The organism is Acidobacteriota bacterium (assembly GCA_038040445.1).
Taxonomy (GTDB): domain Bacteria; phylum Acidobacteriota; class Blastocatellia; order UBA7656; family UBA7656; genus Onstottus_A; species Onstottus_A frigus.
Genome location: JBBPIG010000003.1, coordinates 39,931 through 57,501 on the forward strand (window position 1 = coordinate 39,931; position 17,571 = coordinate 57,501).

At 58.5% G+C, this 17,571-nt stretch carries 13 protein-coding genes; 1 reads left to right on the top strand and 12 read right to left on the bottom strand.

Going from position 1 to position 17,571, the window contains the following annotated elements; translation table 11 throughout:
• The first annotated feature begins 10 nt into the window (after positions 1-10).
• Complete coding sequence (locus tag AABO57_03925; protein MEK6284866.1) at positions 11-1,654, top strand: adenylate/guanylate cyclase domain-containing protein; 1,644 nt, start codon at positions 11-13, stop codon at positions 1,652-1,654.
• Here AABO57_03925 and AABO57_03930 read toward each other — a convergent pair.
• The 12 genes from AABO57_03930 to AABO57_03985 all read right to left on the bottom strand — a co-directional run bounded on the left by AABO57_03930 (position 1,651) and on the right by AABO57_03985 (position 17,361).
• Positions 1,651-3,042: a mechanosensitive ion channel family protein gene (locus AABO57_03930; GenBank protein MEK6284867.1), complete on the bottom strand. Its 1,392-nt coding sequence runs from the start codon at positions 3,040-3,042 to the stop codon at positions 1,651-1,653. The two genes, AABO57_03925 and AABO57_03930, sit on opposite strands and share 4 nt — an antisense overlap.
• A gap of 108 nt (positions 3,043-3,150) precedes the next feature.
• Complete coding sequence (locus tag AABO57_03935; GenBank protein MEK6284868.1) at positions 3,151-3,402, bottom strand: hypothetical protein; 252 nt, start codon at positions 3,400-3,402, stop codon at positions 3,151-3,153.
• 43 nt (positions 3,403-3,445) lie between these two features.
• The gene (locus tag AABO57_03940; GenBank protein MEK6284869.1) at positions 3,446-4,588 is read right to left on the bottom strand and encodes a glucose-6-phosphate dehydrogenase assembly protein OpcA; all 1,143 of its coding nucleotides are present in this window, start codon (positions 4,586-4,588) and stop codon (positions 3,446-3,448) included.
• Positions 4,588-6,120 (bottom strand): glucose-6-phosphate dehydrogenase, encoded by a 1,533-nt coding sequence (gene zwf / locus AABO57_03945; GenBank protein ID MEK6284870.1) that lies wholly within the window; start codon positions 6,118-6,120, stop codon positions 4,588-4,590. The genes AABO57_03940 and zwf overlap by 1 nt, the downstream gene beginning before the upstream one ends.
• 105 nt (positions 6,121-6,225) lie before the next feature.
• Complete coding sequence (gndA, locus tag AABO57_03950; protein MEK6284871.1) at positions 6,226-7,668, bottom strand: NADP-dependent phosphogluconate dehydrogenase; 1,443 nt, start codon at positions 7,666-7,668, stop codon at positions 6,226-6,228.
• A 44-nt stretch (positions 7,669-7,712) separates the two neighbouring features.
• Entirely contained in the window at positions 7,713-8,525 is an 813-nt protein-coding gene (gene pgl / locus AABO57_03955) for a 6-phosphogluconolactonase (protein ID MEK6284872.1), read from the bottom strand.
• Between the two features lie 158 nt (positions 8,526-8,683).
• Positions 8,684-9,442: an ROK family protein gene (locus AABO57_03960; GenBank protein MEK6284873.1), complete on the bottom strand. Its 759-nt coding sequence runs from the start codon at positions 9,440-9,442 to the stop codon at positions 8,684-8,686.
• On the bottom strand, positions 9,439-10,908 hold the full coding sequence (gene gndA, locus AABO57_03965) for an NADP-dependent phosphogluconate dehydrogenase (GenBank protein ID MEK6284874.1): 1,470 nt from the start codon (positions 10,906-10,908) through the stop codon (positions 9,439-9,441). Before gndA (AABO57_03965) ends, AABO57_03960 begins: the two co-directional genes overlap by 4 nt.
• A gap of 145 nt (positions 10,909-11,053) precedes the next feature.
• Positions 11,054-11,878, bottom strand: coding sequence for an HAD family hydrolase (locus AABO57_03970; protein MEK6284875.1), 825 nt, complete (start codon positions 11,876-11,878; stop codon positions 11,054-11,056).
• A gap of 88 nt (positions 11,879-11,966) precedes the next feature.
• The gene (locus tag AABO57_03975; GenBank protein ID MEK6284876.1) at positions 11,967-14,840 is read right to left on the bottom strand and encodes a bifunctional transaldolase/phosoglucose isomerase; all 2,874 of its coding nucleotides are present in this window, start codon (positions 14,838-14,840) and stop codon (positions 11,967-11,969) included.
• A 79-nt stretch (positions 14,841-14,919) separates the two neighbouring features.
• On the bottom strand, positions 14,920-16,962 hold the full coding sequence (tkt, locus tag AABO57_03980) for a transketolase (GenBank protein MEK6284877.1): 2,043 nt from the start codon (positions 16,960-16,962) through the stop codon (positions 14,920-14,922).
• A gap of 192 nt (positions 16,963-17,154) precedes the next feature.
• Positions 17,155-17,361 (bottom strand): DUF2934 domain-containing protein, encoded by a 207-nt coding sequence (locus tag AABO57_03985; GenBank protein ID MEK6284878.1) that lies wholly within the window; start codon positions 17,359-17,361, stop codon positions 17,155-17,157.
• Positions 17,362-17,571 lie beyond the last annotated feature (210 nt).

Consider the following 17,571-nt stretch of genomic DNA (forward strand, 5'->3'; position numbering starts at 1 on the left):
GACGGGGAGTATGCCTGCAAAGATTGTCATTAAGAATTCCGAATCTGGGCACTCGTTTGAGTTCGATCTCACGCGAGATGAGACCCAAATTGGGCGCTCTGCCGATAACAACGACGTCGTGCTTGAGGAGAGCCAGGTCTCGCGTCAGCACGCAGTAATCAAACGGAACCGCCAGGCTTTTACGCTCGTCGATCTGAACAGCGCTAACGGCACGTTCATGAACGGGCAGCGCGTTAAAGAGCACCTGCTGCGAAACGGCGACTCGTTTTCGATAAGCAAGTTCACGGTCGAATTCAAAGATGCTGCGGAGTCGCCTTCGGTCAGGTACTCGAGCCGCGAGATCGAAGGTACGATGGTGATGCGAACCCCTAGCGAAATAATGTCGGTCATCCCGCGGATGGACAAGTCGGCGATATCTCAGGCTGACCCGGGTGCGAAATCCGTTTTGGGTTACGTCGAGGTGCTGAGGAAGAAGGCCGAGACGCTGGCGCGCATTTACGAGCTGAACCAGATGCTCGGGTCGGACTTCTCTCAGGAGGACATATTCAGGAAGGTCAGCGAGATGGTCTTTCGCTTGACACCGGCGGATCGCTTCCTGGTGTTGCTGAAGGATTCGGATAGCGGCGAGCTATCGACCGTCGCCGCCGAGTTCCGCAACCCCGGCAGTGCGCAGGCGGGCGCCCAGGTCACCATCAGCAAGACGGTCGTGGATCGTGTGATCACCGAGCGGATTTCGGTGCTGTCGTTCGACACGCTCTCGGACCAGCGCTTCGTGGAGGCCAAGTCAATCGTGATGCAAAACATCTCTTCGGTGATGTGCGCACCGCTGCTCAGAAAGAACGATGTACTGGGAGTCATTTATGTTGATTGCCAGGAGACGATGAAACTGCTCAGAGAAGACGACCTCGATCTGTTGAATGCGGTGGCGGCTGAGACGTCTATCGCCGTGGACAACGCTCTGACTCACAAGCGGCTGGTTCGCGAAGAACTCGCGCGCGCGAAGTACCGCCGCTTCATGCCGCCTCACGTCGTCGACGAGATTCTTAAGAGCCCCAACACGCTTCTCCTCGGCGGGACAAACAGCTGCATAACGGCGCTGTTTTCCGACATTCGCGGCTTCACCTCTATGTCCGAGAAGTTGAAGCCTCAGGTCGTGGTTCAGATCCTCAACGAGTATTTCGCGGACATGACCCCCATTGTTTTCGACCACCAGGGACTGCTGGACAAGTTCATGGGAGACGGGTTGATGGCGCTGTTCGGAGTCCCATACGCCTGTGACGCTGCGGCGTCGAATGCCGTGGCTGCGGCGATTGCGATGCAGCGCCGGATGACTATGGTGAATGACGACCTGAGAGCGTTGGGGCTGTCGGAGATCGCCATCGGAATCGGTGTCAACACGGGAACCGCGACGGTCGGCTACATCGGATCCAGGGATCGAACTGACTATACAGCGATCGGCGACGCCGTGAACCTCGCCGCTCGGCTTGAGAAACGAGCAGGCGCCGGGCAAATAATAATTAGCCGCTTCACGTTTGAAGCGATAGGCGACGGATTTGCGGTGAAACCGTGCGATCAGATAATGGTCAAGGGTAAGCAGGAACCCGTTCAAATATACGAGGTGCTCTGGCAAGAAGCTAGCGAGTCGCCGGGTTAGCTCAGGCCGAAGAACCGCTGGATGCGCCGAAGAATGGCATTCCTCTGAACGTGCTTCTCCTGTTCCGGCACCGCGCGGGCGTACTCATCGAGTCGTGTCTGACGCTCCGCTATCATGAGGCTGAGCCCTTCGGCCAGCGCGGCGTTGTCGTCCAGCAGCCGCTGTAGAATCCCTTTGGTGATCTCGAGAGTCTCGACTTCGTTGACCGCAATCACATCTGCGTTCCTCGGCTCACCCGTTAGCAGGGCCATTTCTCCAAAGAAGTTTCCCGGCTTAAGCTCCGCCACTTGTTGTGCGTGACCGTCGCCGCTTGGTAGCCGCACTTCAACGTTGCCACGATAGATGACAAACATTGAATCGCCCGGAGCGCCGCGCCGCAGTATCAACTCGCCGGGAGCATATACGGCCTTGATGGCCGACCGCGCTACGGCCTCTTTCTCCTCGGCTGAGAGCGGCGCGAAGATTTCTACCGACCCGATGACCTTGTCGTAAGCGTCTTCTTGAGGCGTGACCAGCGGTTCCTGCTGCTCGAGCAAAACGTGGCGAATGGGGAAAGGAATCTCGATATCGTTGCGCCGATAGATGTACCACATGTGCTGTCTTATCGCAGCATCGATATCGTGAATCCACAGGTAGTCTTTGACCCAGTAGAGAATCTCGTAGACGATGCTCGAGTCTCCGAAGTCGCCCATTCGAACGACCGGCGTCCTCTCGCTGGCCACGTTGGGGATCGATGCCACTGTTTCCCGTATCAGTCTGATGACTTTCTGCGGCGGGATGCGGTAGGGCGCTGGGACGCGCAGGATTCGCCGGTTCAGATTGTTGAAGCGGAAAACCTCCAGCGGCTCGCGCGCAACTTTGCTGTTGGGGAAAATGATTGTCGTGTTGTCGTTGGTTCGGATGGTAGTAGTGCGCCAGGTGAGCGCTTCGACTCGCCCGAGCATGTCCTGGATTCGAATAGCGTCGAGGACGTGAAACGGCTGTTCGATGTGTATCGACAGCCCGGCAAAAAAGTTCCCCAGCGTGTCCTGAAGCGCAAGTCCGATGATGACCGAGAAAATAGTAGACCCCGCGACGAACCCCAATCCGCCGCCTTCCGGTTTCCAGACCAATCTGTAGATCAGCAGAAAGAAGACCAAATAAAGCACCACTGATAGAAGGACGCGCAACAGTTGAGGCGCATCGCGGCCGCTGCGCCGCTTAAAGACGACGTCGAACAGCACGACCCCGATCGCCCGTACGAGCGCCATGCTCAACACGGCAAGCATAGCAGTGAGCAGGTATATCGAGACGTTCGGGCTGATCAGGCCGGGCCTTAGCCACTCGATAGCGGCGTATACGAGAAGTAGCAGCAGGCTAATGGTAAGCGGAAGGGTTATTCGCTTCATTGCTCGTGAATGGTACTGCGGCCCAAGCTCAAAGGCCAAGCGTAGCGCGTGGCTTGCTTCTAAGGTACCTATCGGGCGGAAACAGGCCGCCGCGGCCGGCGCGGCGTTTTAGGCCGTTCGTCTGCCGGTGCGCGAACGAGAACCGGGTTTCGTGAGACGCGCAAGAGTGCGCAAAGCCTCGTTGACGGCGCGAGCATTGGGAAAAACTTCTGCGACGTCAGGGTCTAGCAACACGAGATTGCTGCCTTCCGCGTACCGTGCCGCGGTGACTCCACGGACGGCTTTCGAGAAATCATATTCTTGGCGCATTGTGTCTGCGTCGACGCTGCGGGCGGGCGCTTTCGTCTTAGCCTTCCTCATAGCTTCTTCTTTCAGAACGCGTCGACTGACAACCGAGAACTGACTACTCTTTCAATGCCTTGATCAGCTCTCCCGCCGCCAGCACCGCCTGCTCGTACACCCGGTCGTGACCCAGGATCTCGATCTCTTTTCCGACTAGTTCGCTCTCGCTCAGACCTTCATAGCTGAGCACTCGCTGCACGCGCATTTCTTCGCCCCGGGCCATCGACGTCTCGATGCGCTTGCCGTCTGCGCTCCTCCTGACGGTGAACACTACCGACTGCTCCGCCTTGCTTCTCAAGGTCACCAGCGCGAGGTGCCCCGGTTCGATCTCGCGCTGCGTGTGCCTGAACTCGACCCGAATCTTTCGGCCCTCCGCCGAGCACTCAAAACTCGTCGAGTCCGGAGATCGCTCGGCGGCGTCAGGCTGAACCGTCCAACGCAGGCGGCTTACAAGCCACCCGCCGAGCAACATAGCCCTTGGCGGGATCGCCGATTTGTCAGCAAGCGGAGGCGCGTATTCGATGTCAACCTGGTCGAACTGGTCGAGCAACGGGCGATAGTCCAACACGTCATAAAACCCCGCGAGCAGCGCGCGCCATGCTGTCAGCCGGGCCCAGTTCAAGTCGCTTACCGCAGTCCACCGCGGCGTATCGCGAAGCAATGCTGCCATGCTTGCGATGTCACGCTCCGGATCATTAAACAATGCGGAGTCGATGATCACTCGATCTGAAATGTCGGCCAGCTTTCGGAACAGCGATTTGTCCAGAATGCGCGGCTCGGCGCGCCACCAGAGGTATACGGGCAAATCCGAGAGCAGCAACGGGGTGACCGCGCTGGGCAGGTCGGCCCTCCCGTCACCGGCGGCCGTGATGGTCACCTGTTCGCAACAAACCTGCTTTGATGTGCCGGTCGGCAACGTGCACCGTGAAGTCACCTGCGCTTCGAGCCTCGCCTCGGCAGCCCCACGGTCGGCAATCATCAAGACAGCCCGGCTCGGATGCGAAGCGGTTATGCCGGTGAGCAGATCGTCGATCTCAGCCGCGACCGAGGTGTCCGGCACGTAGACAAGCAGGTTTAGAATCGAAGAGCGAATGACGCCCTGATCTTCGTCGGCGGAAGCCTGCTGCCACAACGCGGTCAGCTCGCGCTCGAGCGCTGCGACGTCAATCCAGGAGCCAGACGGCGGTACAGTTGAAGTGCTCATTAGGGTCTTCTCCACTCGCGGCCGTCGCGTTGGATCAACTCGTCGGCTTCGGAGGGACCCCACGTGCCGGCTTCGTATTTTGGAGTCTCTTCTTTCGAGCTCGCCCACGCCTCCAGTATCGGCATCACGATCTCCCATCCGCGTTCGGTCATGTCGCGCCGCGCATACAGAGTCGAATCGCCAAGAATGCAATCGAGCAGAAGCCGCTCGTATGCTTCAGGCGACGCGACGCCGAATGAAGCGCCATACCTGAAATCCATGTTCACCCATCGAATGCGAGTCGCCTGTCCCGGGACCTTTGCCCCAATTCTGAGCGTGATGCCTTCATCGGGCTGAACTCTTATGACCAGCACGTTGGGCTCCATCTCTTGCTGCACGCTCTTGAATAACTGGAGCGGGGCTTTGCGGAAATAAATCGCAATGTCGGTGACGCGCTTGGGCATGCGCTTGCCCGAGCGCAGATAGAACGGCACGTCGGCCCAGCGCCAGTTGTCGAAATACAGTTTCACAGCGGCAAAAGTGTCGGTCTGTGAATTGGGCCGCACGTCTTTCTCGTCGCGATAGCCAGGCACGGGCTTTCCCGCCACCGCGCCGGCCACGTACTGGGAGCGCACGGCGAATTCGTCGACCTTATCCTGAGGAATCGGGCGGACGGCTTGCATAGCTTTTATCTTCTCGTCGCGCACCGCATTGGCGCCCAGATTAATGGGTGGTTCCATTGCTACCAGGGAGACAACCTGAAAAACGTGGTTCTGAATCATGTCGCGAAGCACGCCGGCCGTGTCGTAGTAGCCACCGCGGCCTTCGACTCCGATCGCCTCGGCGTTGGTGACCTGCACGTGGTCGATATAGCGCCGGTTCCAGATGGGCTCAAAGATGCCGTTGGCAAACCGAAACACCATCAGGTTCTGCACGGTCTCTTTACCAAGGTAGTGGTCGATGCGATAGACCTGTTCTTCGTCGAAAACCTTGGCGGCGTCCACGTTTAGTTCTTTGGCGCTGGTGAGGTCGTGACCGAACGGTTTCTCGATGATGATCCTTGTCCATCCTTTGCCCTGCGGTTTGGCGAGGCTGGCGGCGCCCAGTTGCTGAATAGCCTCGGCGTACAGGGACGGCGATGTAGACAGGTAGAAGACCCGATTGCCGGCAGTCCCCCGGTCGCGATCCACCTCATCGAGCAACTCGCGGATCTTGCGATACGCGTCCGGATTGTTGACGTCGCCCGAGACGTAGTAGATGCCTTTCGCGAAGCTCTCCCAGACCGCCTCGTCGACCCGTTTGGCTTCGGAGTAAGTCACGATCGCGTCTTTCATTTTGGCGCGGAAATCCTCGTGGCTCATCGGAGAGCGCGCGAAGCCAATGATGGCGAACTCGGCAGGTAAAAGCCGTTCCTGGGTTAGCCGGTAAAGCGCGGGTACGAGCTTTCTCTTGGTCAGATCGCCCGAAGCGCCGAAGATCACTACCGCGCAAGGTTCAGCCGTGCGTTCGAGCCTCACACCCTCTCTCAAAGGATTATCGATTGTGCTGGACATGTAGGTTCCTCAGATTTCTTCGCGTTCTTTGCGAGCCTTAGCGCCTTTGCGCGAAACCCGGTTTCTCGCAAAGAGCGCAAAGACTCGCAAAGACCGCAAAACAGTTTACTCCTTCGCAAGCTCTTCCCATTCGGTATGAATGGCGGGACCATCGGGCTTATCGGTGCGTTGATAAGTGTGTGAGCCAAAGAAGTCTCTTTGAGCTTGCGTCAAATTCAACGGAAGATTCGCCGCGCGATATGTGTCGAAGTACGCAAGGCTCGCCGACATCGCGGCAGCGGGAATGCCAAGCGACTGCGCGGTGGTCACGGCTTGCCGCCATCGAGGCTGAGCTTCCAACACCCAGGCTTTGAAGTCGGGATCGATCAACAAATTCGGGAGATCCGGGCGCCGCTGATAAGCCTGCTTGATCTTGTCGAGGAATTGAGCGCGAATGATGCAGCCGCCTTTCCAAATGCGGCTCATCTCGCCCAGGTTGATGTTCCAGTTGTACTCATCGGACCCGCGGCGGATCACGTTCATTCCCTGGGCGTACGAACATATCTTGCTGGCGTAAAGCGCGTCGTGAACCGCATCGATCATCTCTTGCTTGCCGCCGGTGTACTTCGCCGCCGGGCCGGTGAGTTGCTTGCTAGCTTCGACGCGTTCGGTCTTTCGTCCTGAAAGCACGCGCGCATCAAGCGCGGCTTGCATGGTCGGGATCGCGATGCCCAACGAGAGCGCGGTCTCGGCAGTCCATTTGCCGGTACCTTTCTGACCCGCGACGTCGAGGACCTTATCGACCAGCGCGCCAGCGCCATTTGGGTCCTTGACGGTGAAGATCTTCGCGGTGATTTCGATGAGGAATGAGTTCAAGTCGCCTTCGTTCCACTTCGCGAAGATATCCGCGAGCTCCGATGCCTGGAGTCCGAGCGCGTTGCGAAGAATATCGTAGGCTTCGGCGATCAGTTGCATATCGCCGTACTCGATTCCGTTATGGACCATCTTGACGAAATGTCCCGCGCCGTCGGGCCCGACGTAGGTCACGCACGGTCCGTCATCGACCTTGGCCGCGATCGCTTCCCAGATCGGACGAATTTGCTCATAGGCGTTGGGGTCGCCGCCCGGCATAAGCGACGGTCCCCACAACGCGCCCGACTCGCCTCCCGAGACGCCCGAGCCAATGAAGTTGAAGCCGGCGGCTTTCATTTCTTTCTCGCGGCGGCGGGTGTTTTCGAAGAACGAGTTGCCTCCGTCGATGACGATGTCGCCCGGGTCGAGCAGCGGCTTCAATTGAGTGAGCACGTCATCAACCGGCCCTCCGGCTTTCACCAGGAGGATAATCTTGCGCGGTTTCTCGAGCGATTTGACGAAGTCTTCGATGGAATAGGCGCCGATGACCTGTTTGCCTTCGGCGCGATGTAAGAACTTGTCCACCTTCGCGGCGTCGCGATTGTAGACGGCGATGGGGAATCCGTTGCGCGCGATGTTGAGCGCAAGGTTCTCGCCCATCACTGCCAATCCGATCATTCCAATCTTTGCGAGTTGGGGTTTAGTCTCTGCGGCCATTTTTGAATTCCTCTCTTTGCCTCAGCGGCGGTTGTTGTATGAGATCATTCTGCGGAATGCTGATCGCCGAGCAGGCGTGTTGCTGCTCCATCGACCATCCACAGCAGCGTACCATTGCGGGGACGAATGAGCTGACTCGGATAAAGGTCAGGTTGATAACTTCCTTCCAGTACGTTCTTCAGCGCTTCGGCCTTGTCCTCTCCTGCTGCGAGAAAAGTCACGTTGCGGGCGTTATTGATCGTAGCTGCCGTCAGCGTGATTCGGTGAGCTTTGAACTTCTCTACGTAGTTCGCGACGACTATTTGTTCGCTCGCTTGAAGCGCCGCCGTGTGCGGAAACAGCGAAGCCGTATGGCCGTCGGGACCCATTCCTAAAAACACCAGATCAAATCGCGGAAGGTTTGAGAGCGGCGAGGTGGCGCTCTTTGTTGCGCCGGGTCCAGCCAGGAAAAACCGGGTGAGCGTTGCTGAATATGCTTCGGCTGCGCGTTCAGGGCCGGCCATTTCCGCCGGTATGCGAAAGATATTTTCCGGCGGCACTGGAGCCTTCGAGAGAAGCGCCTCGCTGGCCATGCGATAGTTGCTATCCGGGTGATCGGGCGGAACGCAGCGTTCGTCTCCCCAGAAGAAATAGATCGAAGACCACGGCACAGTATCAATAAAAGGGTCGGCTGCCAGAAGCGACAACATTGCTCGCGGAGTCGATCCGCCCGAGAGCGCTACGGTGAACCGGCCGCTGCCGACGACGTATTGGTCGGCTAAACGGGCGAACAGCCGAGCTGCCTTGAGCGCGAGTTCTTCAGGGTCGCGATAAATGCGAACCTGCCCGCCGGGCTTTTTCAGCATTTTGGTTGACATAACTCCCTATGGGTTCCGGAATGAGAAACATTGAAAATTGAAAATTGAAAAATGAAAAATTCAAATTGCGCGGCCTGCTATGCAGGCCGACTCTTGGCTTTCAATCAGTCTTCAAATTTTCAATTTTCAATTTTCAATTGTCCCGCACGCTGCGCCGATCAATCTCTCTTCCGCCAGAGCCACGCGCCGCCTCTTACCCCGCACTCGTTCGAGATGGTCTTAACATCCGAGTCGAGCTTGAAGTTGATCTTCTTGGCATTTCCGCCGCCGACGTATAACCTATCGAAATTCGTCAGCACTCTTAGCGTGTCAATGGCGCGCTTTACGCGTCGATTCCAGGGTTTCTTGCCTACCTTCTTGCGCGCCTTGTCGCCGATTTGCTGGTCGTACGTCTTGTCTTTGCGGAAGGGAAGGTGCGCGATCTCCAAGTGAGGCGCAATCTGGCCGTCCATAAACAGCGCCGAGCCGAAGCCGGTTCCAAGCGTGATGACCATCTCGAGGCCTTTGCCTTCGATCGCTCCGTAGCCTTGCATGTCGGCGTCATTGATCACGCGCACCGGTTTTCCGAGGCGCTCCTCGACGGCGGCTGCGAGATCGAAGCCCTTCAGCATATCTGTGCCCAGATTGGGCGCCGTGATGATCTTGCCGTGGCGCACGACTCCGGGGAAACCGGCCGAGACATAGTCGAAGCCGGTCAGCGGCTCGACCAGCTTTACGAGCGCATTCACTAGCTCGTCGGGCGTGCATGGATGCGGCGTCACCACCCTGAGTCGCTCGGTGATCATCTCGCCGTCCACGTTTAGAATCGCTGCTTTTAGCCCGGTCCCTCCGATGTCGATCGCCAGGATGCGCGCCTCAGGCGATGGCTGGGTCTGATCGGCCGCAGCCGGTTGTGTAGTTTGTTGCGCTGTTGTCATTTGACCTCCTCGCTTTTATTGATGGGCTTCTCATAACTTCCCCAATCGGTGTGCATATGGCCGCGCTCGGGATGATCGACCCGCTCGTAGGTATGCGAGCCGAAGTAGTCGCGTTGCGCTTGCGTAAGGTTCTGCGGCAGCCGCGGCGAGCGATAGCTGTCGAAGTACGATAGGCTCGCGCTCATCGCCGGCACCGGCACGCCGATTCCCTGGGCTGTCTTCACCGCCAGCCGCCAGTTCGCTTGTGCTGACTGCATCCATCGATTGAACTCATCGTCCAGCAGCAGGTTTGGCAGGTCCGGGCGGCGATTGTAGGCGTTCATAATCGAATTCAGGAAGCGAGCCCGAATTATACATCCGCCCTTCCATATCCGCGCCATCTCGCTCAGGTTGACGTTCCATTTGTGCTCGTCCGAGCCTTTGCGGATCAGGCTCAAGCCCTGGGCGTAGGAACAGATCTTGGAAGCATACAACGCGTCGTGTACGGCACTAATGAGTTTCTGTTTGTCGCCGCGCGAGCGCTGCACCCGCGTGCCCTTGATCTTCTTGCTTGCAGCCAGGCGTTCGTCTTTCATGCTGGAAAGCACTCGCGCGTCGATCGCGGCGGCGATGGTTGGAATCGGCACGCCGGCGTCCAGAGCTTCCTGGGTGGTCCACTTGCCCGTGCCCTTTTGTTCGGCTTTGTCGAGCACCAGATCGACCAGCGGCTTAGCGGTTTCTTCATCTTTCAACCGGAAGATTTTCGCGGTGATCTCGATGAGAAACGATTCGAGTGGGCCGCGATTCCACTCGTCGAAGATATCCGCAAGCTCGTCAGCCTCGAGCCGCGCCGCTGAGCGTAAAATGTCGTAGGCTTCGGCGATCAACTGCATATCGCCGTACTCGATTCCGTTGTGCACCATCTTTACGAAGTGACCCGCGCCGTCCGGCCCAACATAAGTGACGCAAGCGCCCGAATCGGTTTTGGCGGCGATCGCTTCAAAGATCGGCCGAATGTGTTCGTACGCTTCTTGCGCGCCGCCGGGCATGAGCGAAGGTCCGTGCCGCGCGCCTTCCTCGCCGCCGGACACGCCTGACCCGACGAAGCGCAGCCCTTCCTTGCGCAGCGCTTCTTCGCGCCGCTGGGTGTCTTTGAAGTATGAGTTTCCGCCGTCGATCAGTATGTCGCCTTCTTCCAGCAGCGGCTTGATTCGCTCGATGGTCAAATCGACCGGCGCGCCCGCTCTGATCATCATCATCATTCGGCGAGGCCGCTCCAGCGAGCGCACGAATTCTTCGACGGACTTCGTTCCGATGAACTGCTTGCCCTGATTCTGGTTGACGAAGCTGTCGACCCATTCGGTCTCGAGGTTCCAGACCGCGACGGGAAAGCCGTGCTCTTCGACGTTGAGCGCGAGGTTGCGGCCCATCACCGCAAGTCCAATCATCCCGAACTGCGCCTGCTTAGCTTTTACTTCGCTTGACATAACAAGTCACCTGTACGGGCCGCCGTCCGTGGCCGCCCTGGGAGCGCAGGCATCCGTGCCTGCTTGGCGTTGCGCAAGAAAGAGGCAGGCAGGAATGCCTGCGCTCCCAGGGCGGCCACGAAGGACCGCCCGTAGAACCCTCTCGCTAGTTCGAAGCTGACTGATAACTACCCAATACGTACTGTTCAATCCCTCTTGCCCAGCCTTCGTCGTCGTTTGAAGTCGTCAGGTAGCTGGCGGCTTCTCGTACTTCGTCGACGCCCTGGCCCATCGCGATGCTGACGCCGGCTTGCCTGAACATCTCGACATCATTCGGCCCGTCACCGATTACTGCGACTCTTTCGGTGGGGATGTTGAGAAGCTCAGCCAATCTTACGACTACCGTCCCTTTGTGAATCCCGTGAGAGGTCACGTCGAGGAAGCGAGGCTTCGATTTTGAAGCCGACACTTGATCGGCCAGCTCGCTCAACACCTGCTGTTCGGCTTGAGCAACCAGTTCAGGTTTTCCCACGACTGTCAGCTTATTGGCATCGCGGGTTATGCGTTCGGCGTAACCATCGATCCTTGCTGAGAATCCTGATGTATGTTCTTCGCGATCGACGAACGCATCGCGCCACGGAGCCCACCAGTCAACGTCGTCATAGAGCCACACGCCGATCCCAAACTGGTCGGCTATGGCTTTGACACTGGCGATGATGGCCGGAGAGATTATGCTGCGAGCAAGCACTTCGCCGTTGCGCTTGACTACAAGCGCGCCGTTGAAAGCGGCGAAGGGCCCTTGCAGCTTGAGCGCATCGGCGAGCGGCACGATGCTGCGCGGAGGACGCGAGCTCGCCAGCGACAGCTCGATGCCGCGTTCGTACAGCTTTGCGGCCGCGGCTTTTGTTGCGTCGGTCACCTCGTGGTTCGATGTGATGAGCGTGCCGTCAATGTCTGATATCACGAGGGCGATGGGCTTGGTATTTGGCATAGTGCCTGGGAGCGCGGCCGTCCCGGCCGCCTCTTTCCTGCCATTCGTGTTTTGCAATGGGAGCGGCCGGGACGGCCGCGCTCCCAGGTTATCCTGCGTGACCTTGCACGATCGGAAACGCATTCTGGACGATCTCGAGCAGTGTGCGCAGACCGGCCTCGATGTCCGTGCCCAGATGCAGACGAATAGCTCGACGATGTCGGCTCGCCAGCGACTGAAAATCGCCGAGCGCCTGCGCCTGCTTCAAGATGCCAAATGTAAACGGCTCATTCGGCAGCGGGACATCAACGGCATTGTCCGCGGTGACCTGAATGAACACCCCGCTCGCGGGTCCGCCCTTATGAAGCTGTCCCGTCGAGTGCAAAAAGCGCGGCCCGTATCCAGTCGTCGTCGCAACGTGAATCGCATCGCGCAGATGGGTGCGAATTGCTTGAATCAGCTCTTCGTGCTCGGGCGTCTCCTGAATGTAGTCGAGCATCGCGATGTAGTCGCCGGCATGCGCCCGCTTGAGGTGCAAGGTGACGAAGCCATCAATTGCGACGCCCGATCCAAGCTCGGTGATCGCCTCGGCGTCACAGTACGCCTTTAAGCCTCGGCCTTCCGAGCCAAGCTCCTGGTCGGGCAGCGAGCCGTTCTTTTTGAACACTTCGAGAAAGTGCTTGGTGTTGTCTTTGCTCTCTTGCACGTTCGGCTGATCGAAGGAGTCGATTCCGATGATGGCGCCGGCAACCGCCGTGGCCATCTCCCAAAGGAAGAACTCCTCCCCAAGATCGAGCAGATCGTGAAGCGTTCTGCGCACGACCGGATGACCCGCGGCTTCCAGAGCGCGCAGCTTCGCTTCCGTATCGGCATTGGGCGCTCCGACTCCGATGTGAACGAACAGGCGATCGTTGCCGTACACCGACGGCGCGCCAAGCGTCTCGCCGGCGATCGGGATGATTCCTTTGCCTTCCTTGCCGGTGCTCTCGGCAATCAGTTGTTCGATCCACAAACCTAACGAAGAAATTTCAGGCGCGATCGACAGCGTCAGCTTATCGCGCCCGGCGTTGGCCATCGTGCCAAGTATCGCTCCAAGCCGGGCGGCTGGATTGTCCTCGGCGGGAACGTAGTGCATGCAGGCGTGCTGCGCCCGGTCGGCTCGATCAAGCAACGTCTTGAAGTCGAAGCCTTGCAGCGAGGCGGGCACCATTCCGAAGTACGACAGCGCCGAATAGCGTCCGCCGATGTCAGGCGGGTTGAGGAAGATTCGCCGGAAGGCGTCGCCTTTGGCCATCTCCTCCATCAACGTACCGGGATCGGTGATTGCGACAAAGTTTTCGCCCGCGCGCTCGCCCTTTATCTCGCGCATGCGGTTGAAGAAATACTTGTAGAACATCAACGGCTCGGTTGTAGTTCCCGACTTGCTCGCAACAATGAACAGGGTATGTGGCAGATCGACTCCCTCTTCAAACCTCTTTACGGTTGCCGGGTCCGTGCTGTCGAGAACGTGCAGCTCCGGGAAACCGTCGATCTTGCCGAAGGTCCGGCGAAAAACTTCGGGGCACAAACTGCTTCCGCCCATTCCCAGCAGCATCGCGTGAGTGAATCCGTCGTTTCTCACACGCTGGCTGAAGGCGGCTAGCTCGCCGGCGTGCTCGACCAACTGATCGACTACTGTCACCCATCCGAGAGCGTTGGCTATGATCTTTTTGTGAGCCTCATCGTCCTTCCACAGCGTCGCGTCCTTGCGCCATATGCGCCGAATCCACGAGTCGGCTTCCATCTTCTTGATCGCAGCTTTCACGTCATCCGCGTATGAGCCGAGTTCAGCCTTCATTCGCTCGAGCACGCCGCTGGTTATCGCGGCCTGCTTCGCCGTAATGCTGCCGGTCATTGTGTCGAATGAAGCCATGAATTGCGCCACGCCTTCATCCTGCAACTGCTGGGTGACTTGCTTGAGGTCGATGCCAATCTCCGCGAGCTTCGCGATTGTCGCGCGCGCTCCGTCGAGATCTGTTTCAAGTGTCGCCTCTGTCCGTCCGTGATCGCGCGCGGCGGTATAGGTCGCGGGCGGCACGGTGTTGACAGTGTTGGGTCCGATCAATTCGTCGACGTAGTAGGTGTCCCGATACGCGGGGTTCTTGGTGCCGGTGCTCGCCCACAAAGGCCGCTGCATCTGCGCGCCTGCGGCTCCAAGTTTTGCGAAGCGGCCGGCATTGAAGATTTCCTTGAATTGTTGGTACATCAACTTGATGTTGGCGATCGCCGCTTTGCCAAGCAGCGCGGCGAGCGTGGCCTTTTCATTGTCGTCCGTCGATCGGCGCATTCTGAATTCGAGCTGACTGTCGATATTTGTGTCGACCCGGCTGACAAACACGCTGGCGACCGAAGCCACGTGATCGAGCGGCTTGCCGGCCGCGTGTCTTTGCTCCAACCCGCTGATGAAGGCCTCGGCCACCTGATCGTAGGTCTCCTGGGAGAAGATCAACGTGACGTTTATGTTGATGCCCTCCGAGATCAACGTTCGAACCGCTGGGATGCCTGCCGGCGTCGCTGGGATCTTAATCATGACGTTAGGCCGGTTGACCGCCGCCCAGAGTTTTCGCGCTTGCGCGATGCTGTTCTCGGTGTCGTGCGCGAGCAGCGGAGAGACTTCGAGGCTCACATAACCGTCGATGCGCTTCGTGCGGTCGTAAACGGGCTTGAGAAGATCAGCAACCCGCTGGATGTCGTCGATGACAAGCGCCTCATAAATCTCATCGACGCTTTTTCCATCGGCAATCAACTGCCGCATAGCCTGGTCGTAGTCGGTGCTGCCGACAATTGCTTTTTCAAAGATCGCCGGGTTTGAAGTCACCCCGCGCAAATCATCTTCGCTTATCTTCTTCGCCAGATCGCCGTTATCGATCAGCGCGCGGCGGACATTGTCATACCAGATGCTTTGACCCGTTTTTTGAAGTTCTACCAATATGTTCTTGCTCATAGCACATCCTTTCTTTTGACGGACGACCGCCGACGGACGACCGTCTTCGGTCTTCGGTCTTCGGTCTTCGGTCTTCGGTCTATTTATGCGCTGCCGTCATGCTCTCGCGGGCTGCGGCGACCACCTTCTCCACGGTGAAGCCGAATTGCTTCAGCAACTCCTTCAATGGCGCCGACGCGCCGAACTCCCGCCGCGCGATGATGCGGCCGTCTATTCCGGTGTATCTTCGCCAGCCGAGGCTCGTTCCGGCTTCCACGGCAACTCTGGCTCGCACCGACGCCGGCAGAACCGACTCGCGGTACTCTACGGGCTGGCGCTCGAACAGTTCCCAACAAGGCATGCTGACGACGCGCGATTTTACTCCTTCGGCCTTCAATTGCTCGTGAGCCGCCACACACAACTGCAGCTCGGAGCCTGTGCCCATAAAGATCACTTCAGGCGAACCATCGGAATCGGCAAGCACGTATGCCCCTTGCTTGAGTCCCGAGGCGGCCCCGTACTTCGTGCGGTCCCACGTCGGCAGCGGCTGGCGGCTGAGTATCAACGCGATCGGGTGATGCGATGAACCCATCATGACCCGCCACGCTTCCGCCACTTCGTTGCCGTCAGCAGGCCGGATTACCAGGAGTTGCGGAATAGCGCGCAACGATACGACTTGTTCAATCGGCTGATGCGTGGGTCCGTCTTCGCCCACTCCAATCGAGTCGTGTGTGAAGATGTACAACACCGGGATTTCCATCAGCGATGAGAGGCGAATCGGGGCGCGCATGTAATCCGAGAAGATCAAGAAGCCCGACCCATACGCGCGCACCTTAGAAAGCACCATCCCGTTCAGTATCGCGCCCATCGCGTGCTCGCGTACCCCGAAGTGAAAATTACGGCCTCCATACGAGCCGGCTTCAAAGTCGCCACCCTCATTCATTCGGGTCTTAGTCGAGGGCGCCAGGTCTGCCGAGCCGCCAATCAACCAGGGGACACGCGGGGCGATGGCGTTTAACACTTTCTGGCTCGCGTCGCGGCCGGCCACTCCTTTCTCGTCGGGAGGGAATGTGGGGATGCCTTGATCCCATCCGCTGGGAAGCTCGCCGCGCTGCATGCAGTCCCACTCTTCGGCGAGCGCGGGATGAGCCGCTTTGTACGCAGCCAGGCGCCCGTTCCACTCGTCTTCGGCCTTGTGGCCCCGAGCGACTGAGCGATCCGTGTACTTGCTCACTTCATCAGGCACGAGGAACTTCGCGTCGGGGGGCCAGCCGTAACCCTCCTTGGTTAAGCGAATCTCTTCATCGCCCAAAGGCTCACCGTGCGCTGCCGACGTATCTTGCTTGTTGGGAGCACCCCATGCGATGTGGCTGTCGACGATGATGAGCGAGGGGCGCTCTGTCTCCTTCAAAGCGGTTTGAATTGCGCGGTCAAGCAAATCAGTATCGTTTGCGTCGCCCACTCGCAGCACATTCCAGTGATAAGAAGTGAATCGGGCGGCTACGTCGTCGCTAAACGCGAGCGCGGTATTGCCCTCGATGGTGATGTGGTTGTTGTCGTAGATCCAGGTCAGATTGCTCAGCCGGAGATGTCCGGCAAGCGACGCCGCCTCCTGCGATACTCCTTCCATCATGCAGCCATCCCCTGCTACCGCGTAAACGCGATGATTGACTATCTCGTGGCCGGGCCGATTGAAGTGCGCAGCGAGCCATCGCTCGGCTATCGCCATCCCGACGGAGTTCGCCACACCCTGACCGAGCGGTCCGGTGGTCGTCTCCACTCCAGCCGTCAGACCGTATTCGGGATGGCCCGGCGTTTTCGAGCCCCACTGGCGAAATCGCTTCAGCTCCTCGAGCGGCAGATCGTAACCCGACAGGTGAAGCATCGAGTACAACAACATCGACGCGTGGCCTGCCGACAGCACGAAGCGATCACGGTTGGGCCATTGTGGGTTGCGCGGGTTGTGCCGCAGATAGCGGTCCCACAAAACGTAGGCGACGGGGGCGAGAGCCATCGGCGTTCCGGGGTGGCCCGAATTCGCTTGCTGCACCCCATCCATCGCAAGCGTCCGGATCGTATCTATGCACAACTGGTCAAGCTTGGCATCATGGGTTTCGCCTTGGGTTGCGCCTTCATCGGTCATCAATGCTTGGCTCATCTGCTCACGCTCCTTTTCACTGAAGTCGCTTCGGTCGGTTGAAACACAAAAATCAACCTCTCCCTCCGCGGGTTAAAGTTGGCCCCGACTGATAAGCGACCAACAGCGCGCCGCTTCAAACCAGAAATACCCAAGCAATACCCCAGAAATACAAATGATCGGGCTCGACTATTCCTATCAGCCACCGTCCCGGGCTAGCTCGCCCTCGGCTTGCAACCAATCGTCAAGCGGATCGCCCTCGACACCGCCTCGCTCGATGTAGATATGATAGGCGCGTATCGCGATCTCTTCCTCGGTCGACTGTGTGCCTGGCGTCTCGCCCGGCTCATCAGCCTCTACTGACGAGGTGCCTGGTTGGGTTTTGCCTTTTGCTGTCTTTGCCATCTCGTCTCCTTCAAGAAAGTCCTGCCTGCTCGCGAGGGCCTCGGCGTCTCGCAGAGACGGACTCTCATGCTAACCAGCGATTACAAGAAGAACTGAGCCAGAGGATGTACGGTGAAGAGTCCTGTCAATGATGCCGATTGCTGATGGAGACGTAACCATGACATGGCCTCGATACCCTGAATACCCCTTGGTTGTTGGTTGAAGAGGTTA

Excerpts from the sequence above, each read along its gene's own strand:
- AABO57_03925 (MEK6284866.1), top strand. The coding sequence starts at position 11 with ATGCCTGCAAAGATTGTCATTAAGAATTCCGAATCTGGGCACTCGTTT.
- AABO57_03930 (MEK6284867.1), bottom strand. The coding sequence starts at position 3,042 with ATGAAGCGAATAACCCTTCCGCTTACCATTAGCCTGCTGCTACTTCTC.
- AABO57_03935 (MEK6284868.1), bottom strand. The coding sequence starts at position 3,402 with ATGAGGAAGGCTAAGACGAAAGCGCCCGCCCGCAGCGTCGACGCAGAC.
- AABO57_03940 (MEK6284869.1), bottom strand. The coding sequence starts at position 4,588 with ATGAGCACTTCAACTGTACCGCCGTCTGGCTCCTGGATTGACGTCGCA.
- zwf (MEK6284870.1), bottom strand. The coding sequence starts at position 6,120 with ATGTCCAGCACAATCGATAATCCTTTGAGAGAGGGTGTGAGGCTCGAA.
- gndA (MEK6284871.1), bottom strand. The coding sequence starts at position 7,668 with ATGGCCGCAGAGACTAAACCCCAACTCGCAAAGATTGGAATGATCGGA.
- pgl (MEK6284872.1), bottom strand. The coding sequence starts at position 8,525 with ATGTCAACCAAAATGCTGAAAAAGCCCGGCGGGCAGGTTCGCATTTAT.
- AABO57_03960 (MEK6284873.1), bottom strand. The coding sequence starts at position 9,442 with ATGACAACAGCGCAACAAACTACACAACCGGCTGCGGCCGATCAGACC.
- gndA (MEK6284874.1), bottom strand. The coding sequence starts at position 10,908 with ATGTCAAGCGAAGTAAAAGCTAAGCAGGCGCAGTTCGGGATGATTGGA.
- AABO57_03970 (MEK6284875.1), bottom strand. The coding sequence starts at position 11,878 with ATGCCAAATACCAAGCCCATCGCCCTCGTGATATCAGACATTGACGGC.
- AABO57_03975 (MEK6284876.1), bottom strand. The coding sequence starts at position 14,840 with ATGAGCAAGAACATATTGGTAGAACTTCAAAAAACGGGTCAAAGCATC.
- tkt (MEK6284877.1), bottom strand. The coding sequence starts at position 16,962 with ATGACCGATGAAGGCGCAACCCAAGGCGAAACCCATGATGCCAAGCTT.
- AABO57_03985 (MEK6284878.1), bottom strand. The coding sequence starts at position 17,361 with ATGGCAAAGACAGCAAAAGGCAAAACCCAACCAGGCACCTCGTCAGTA.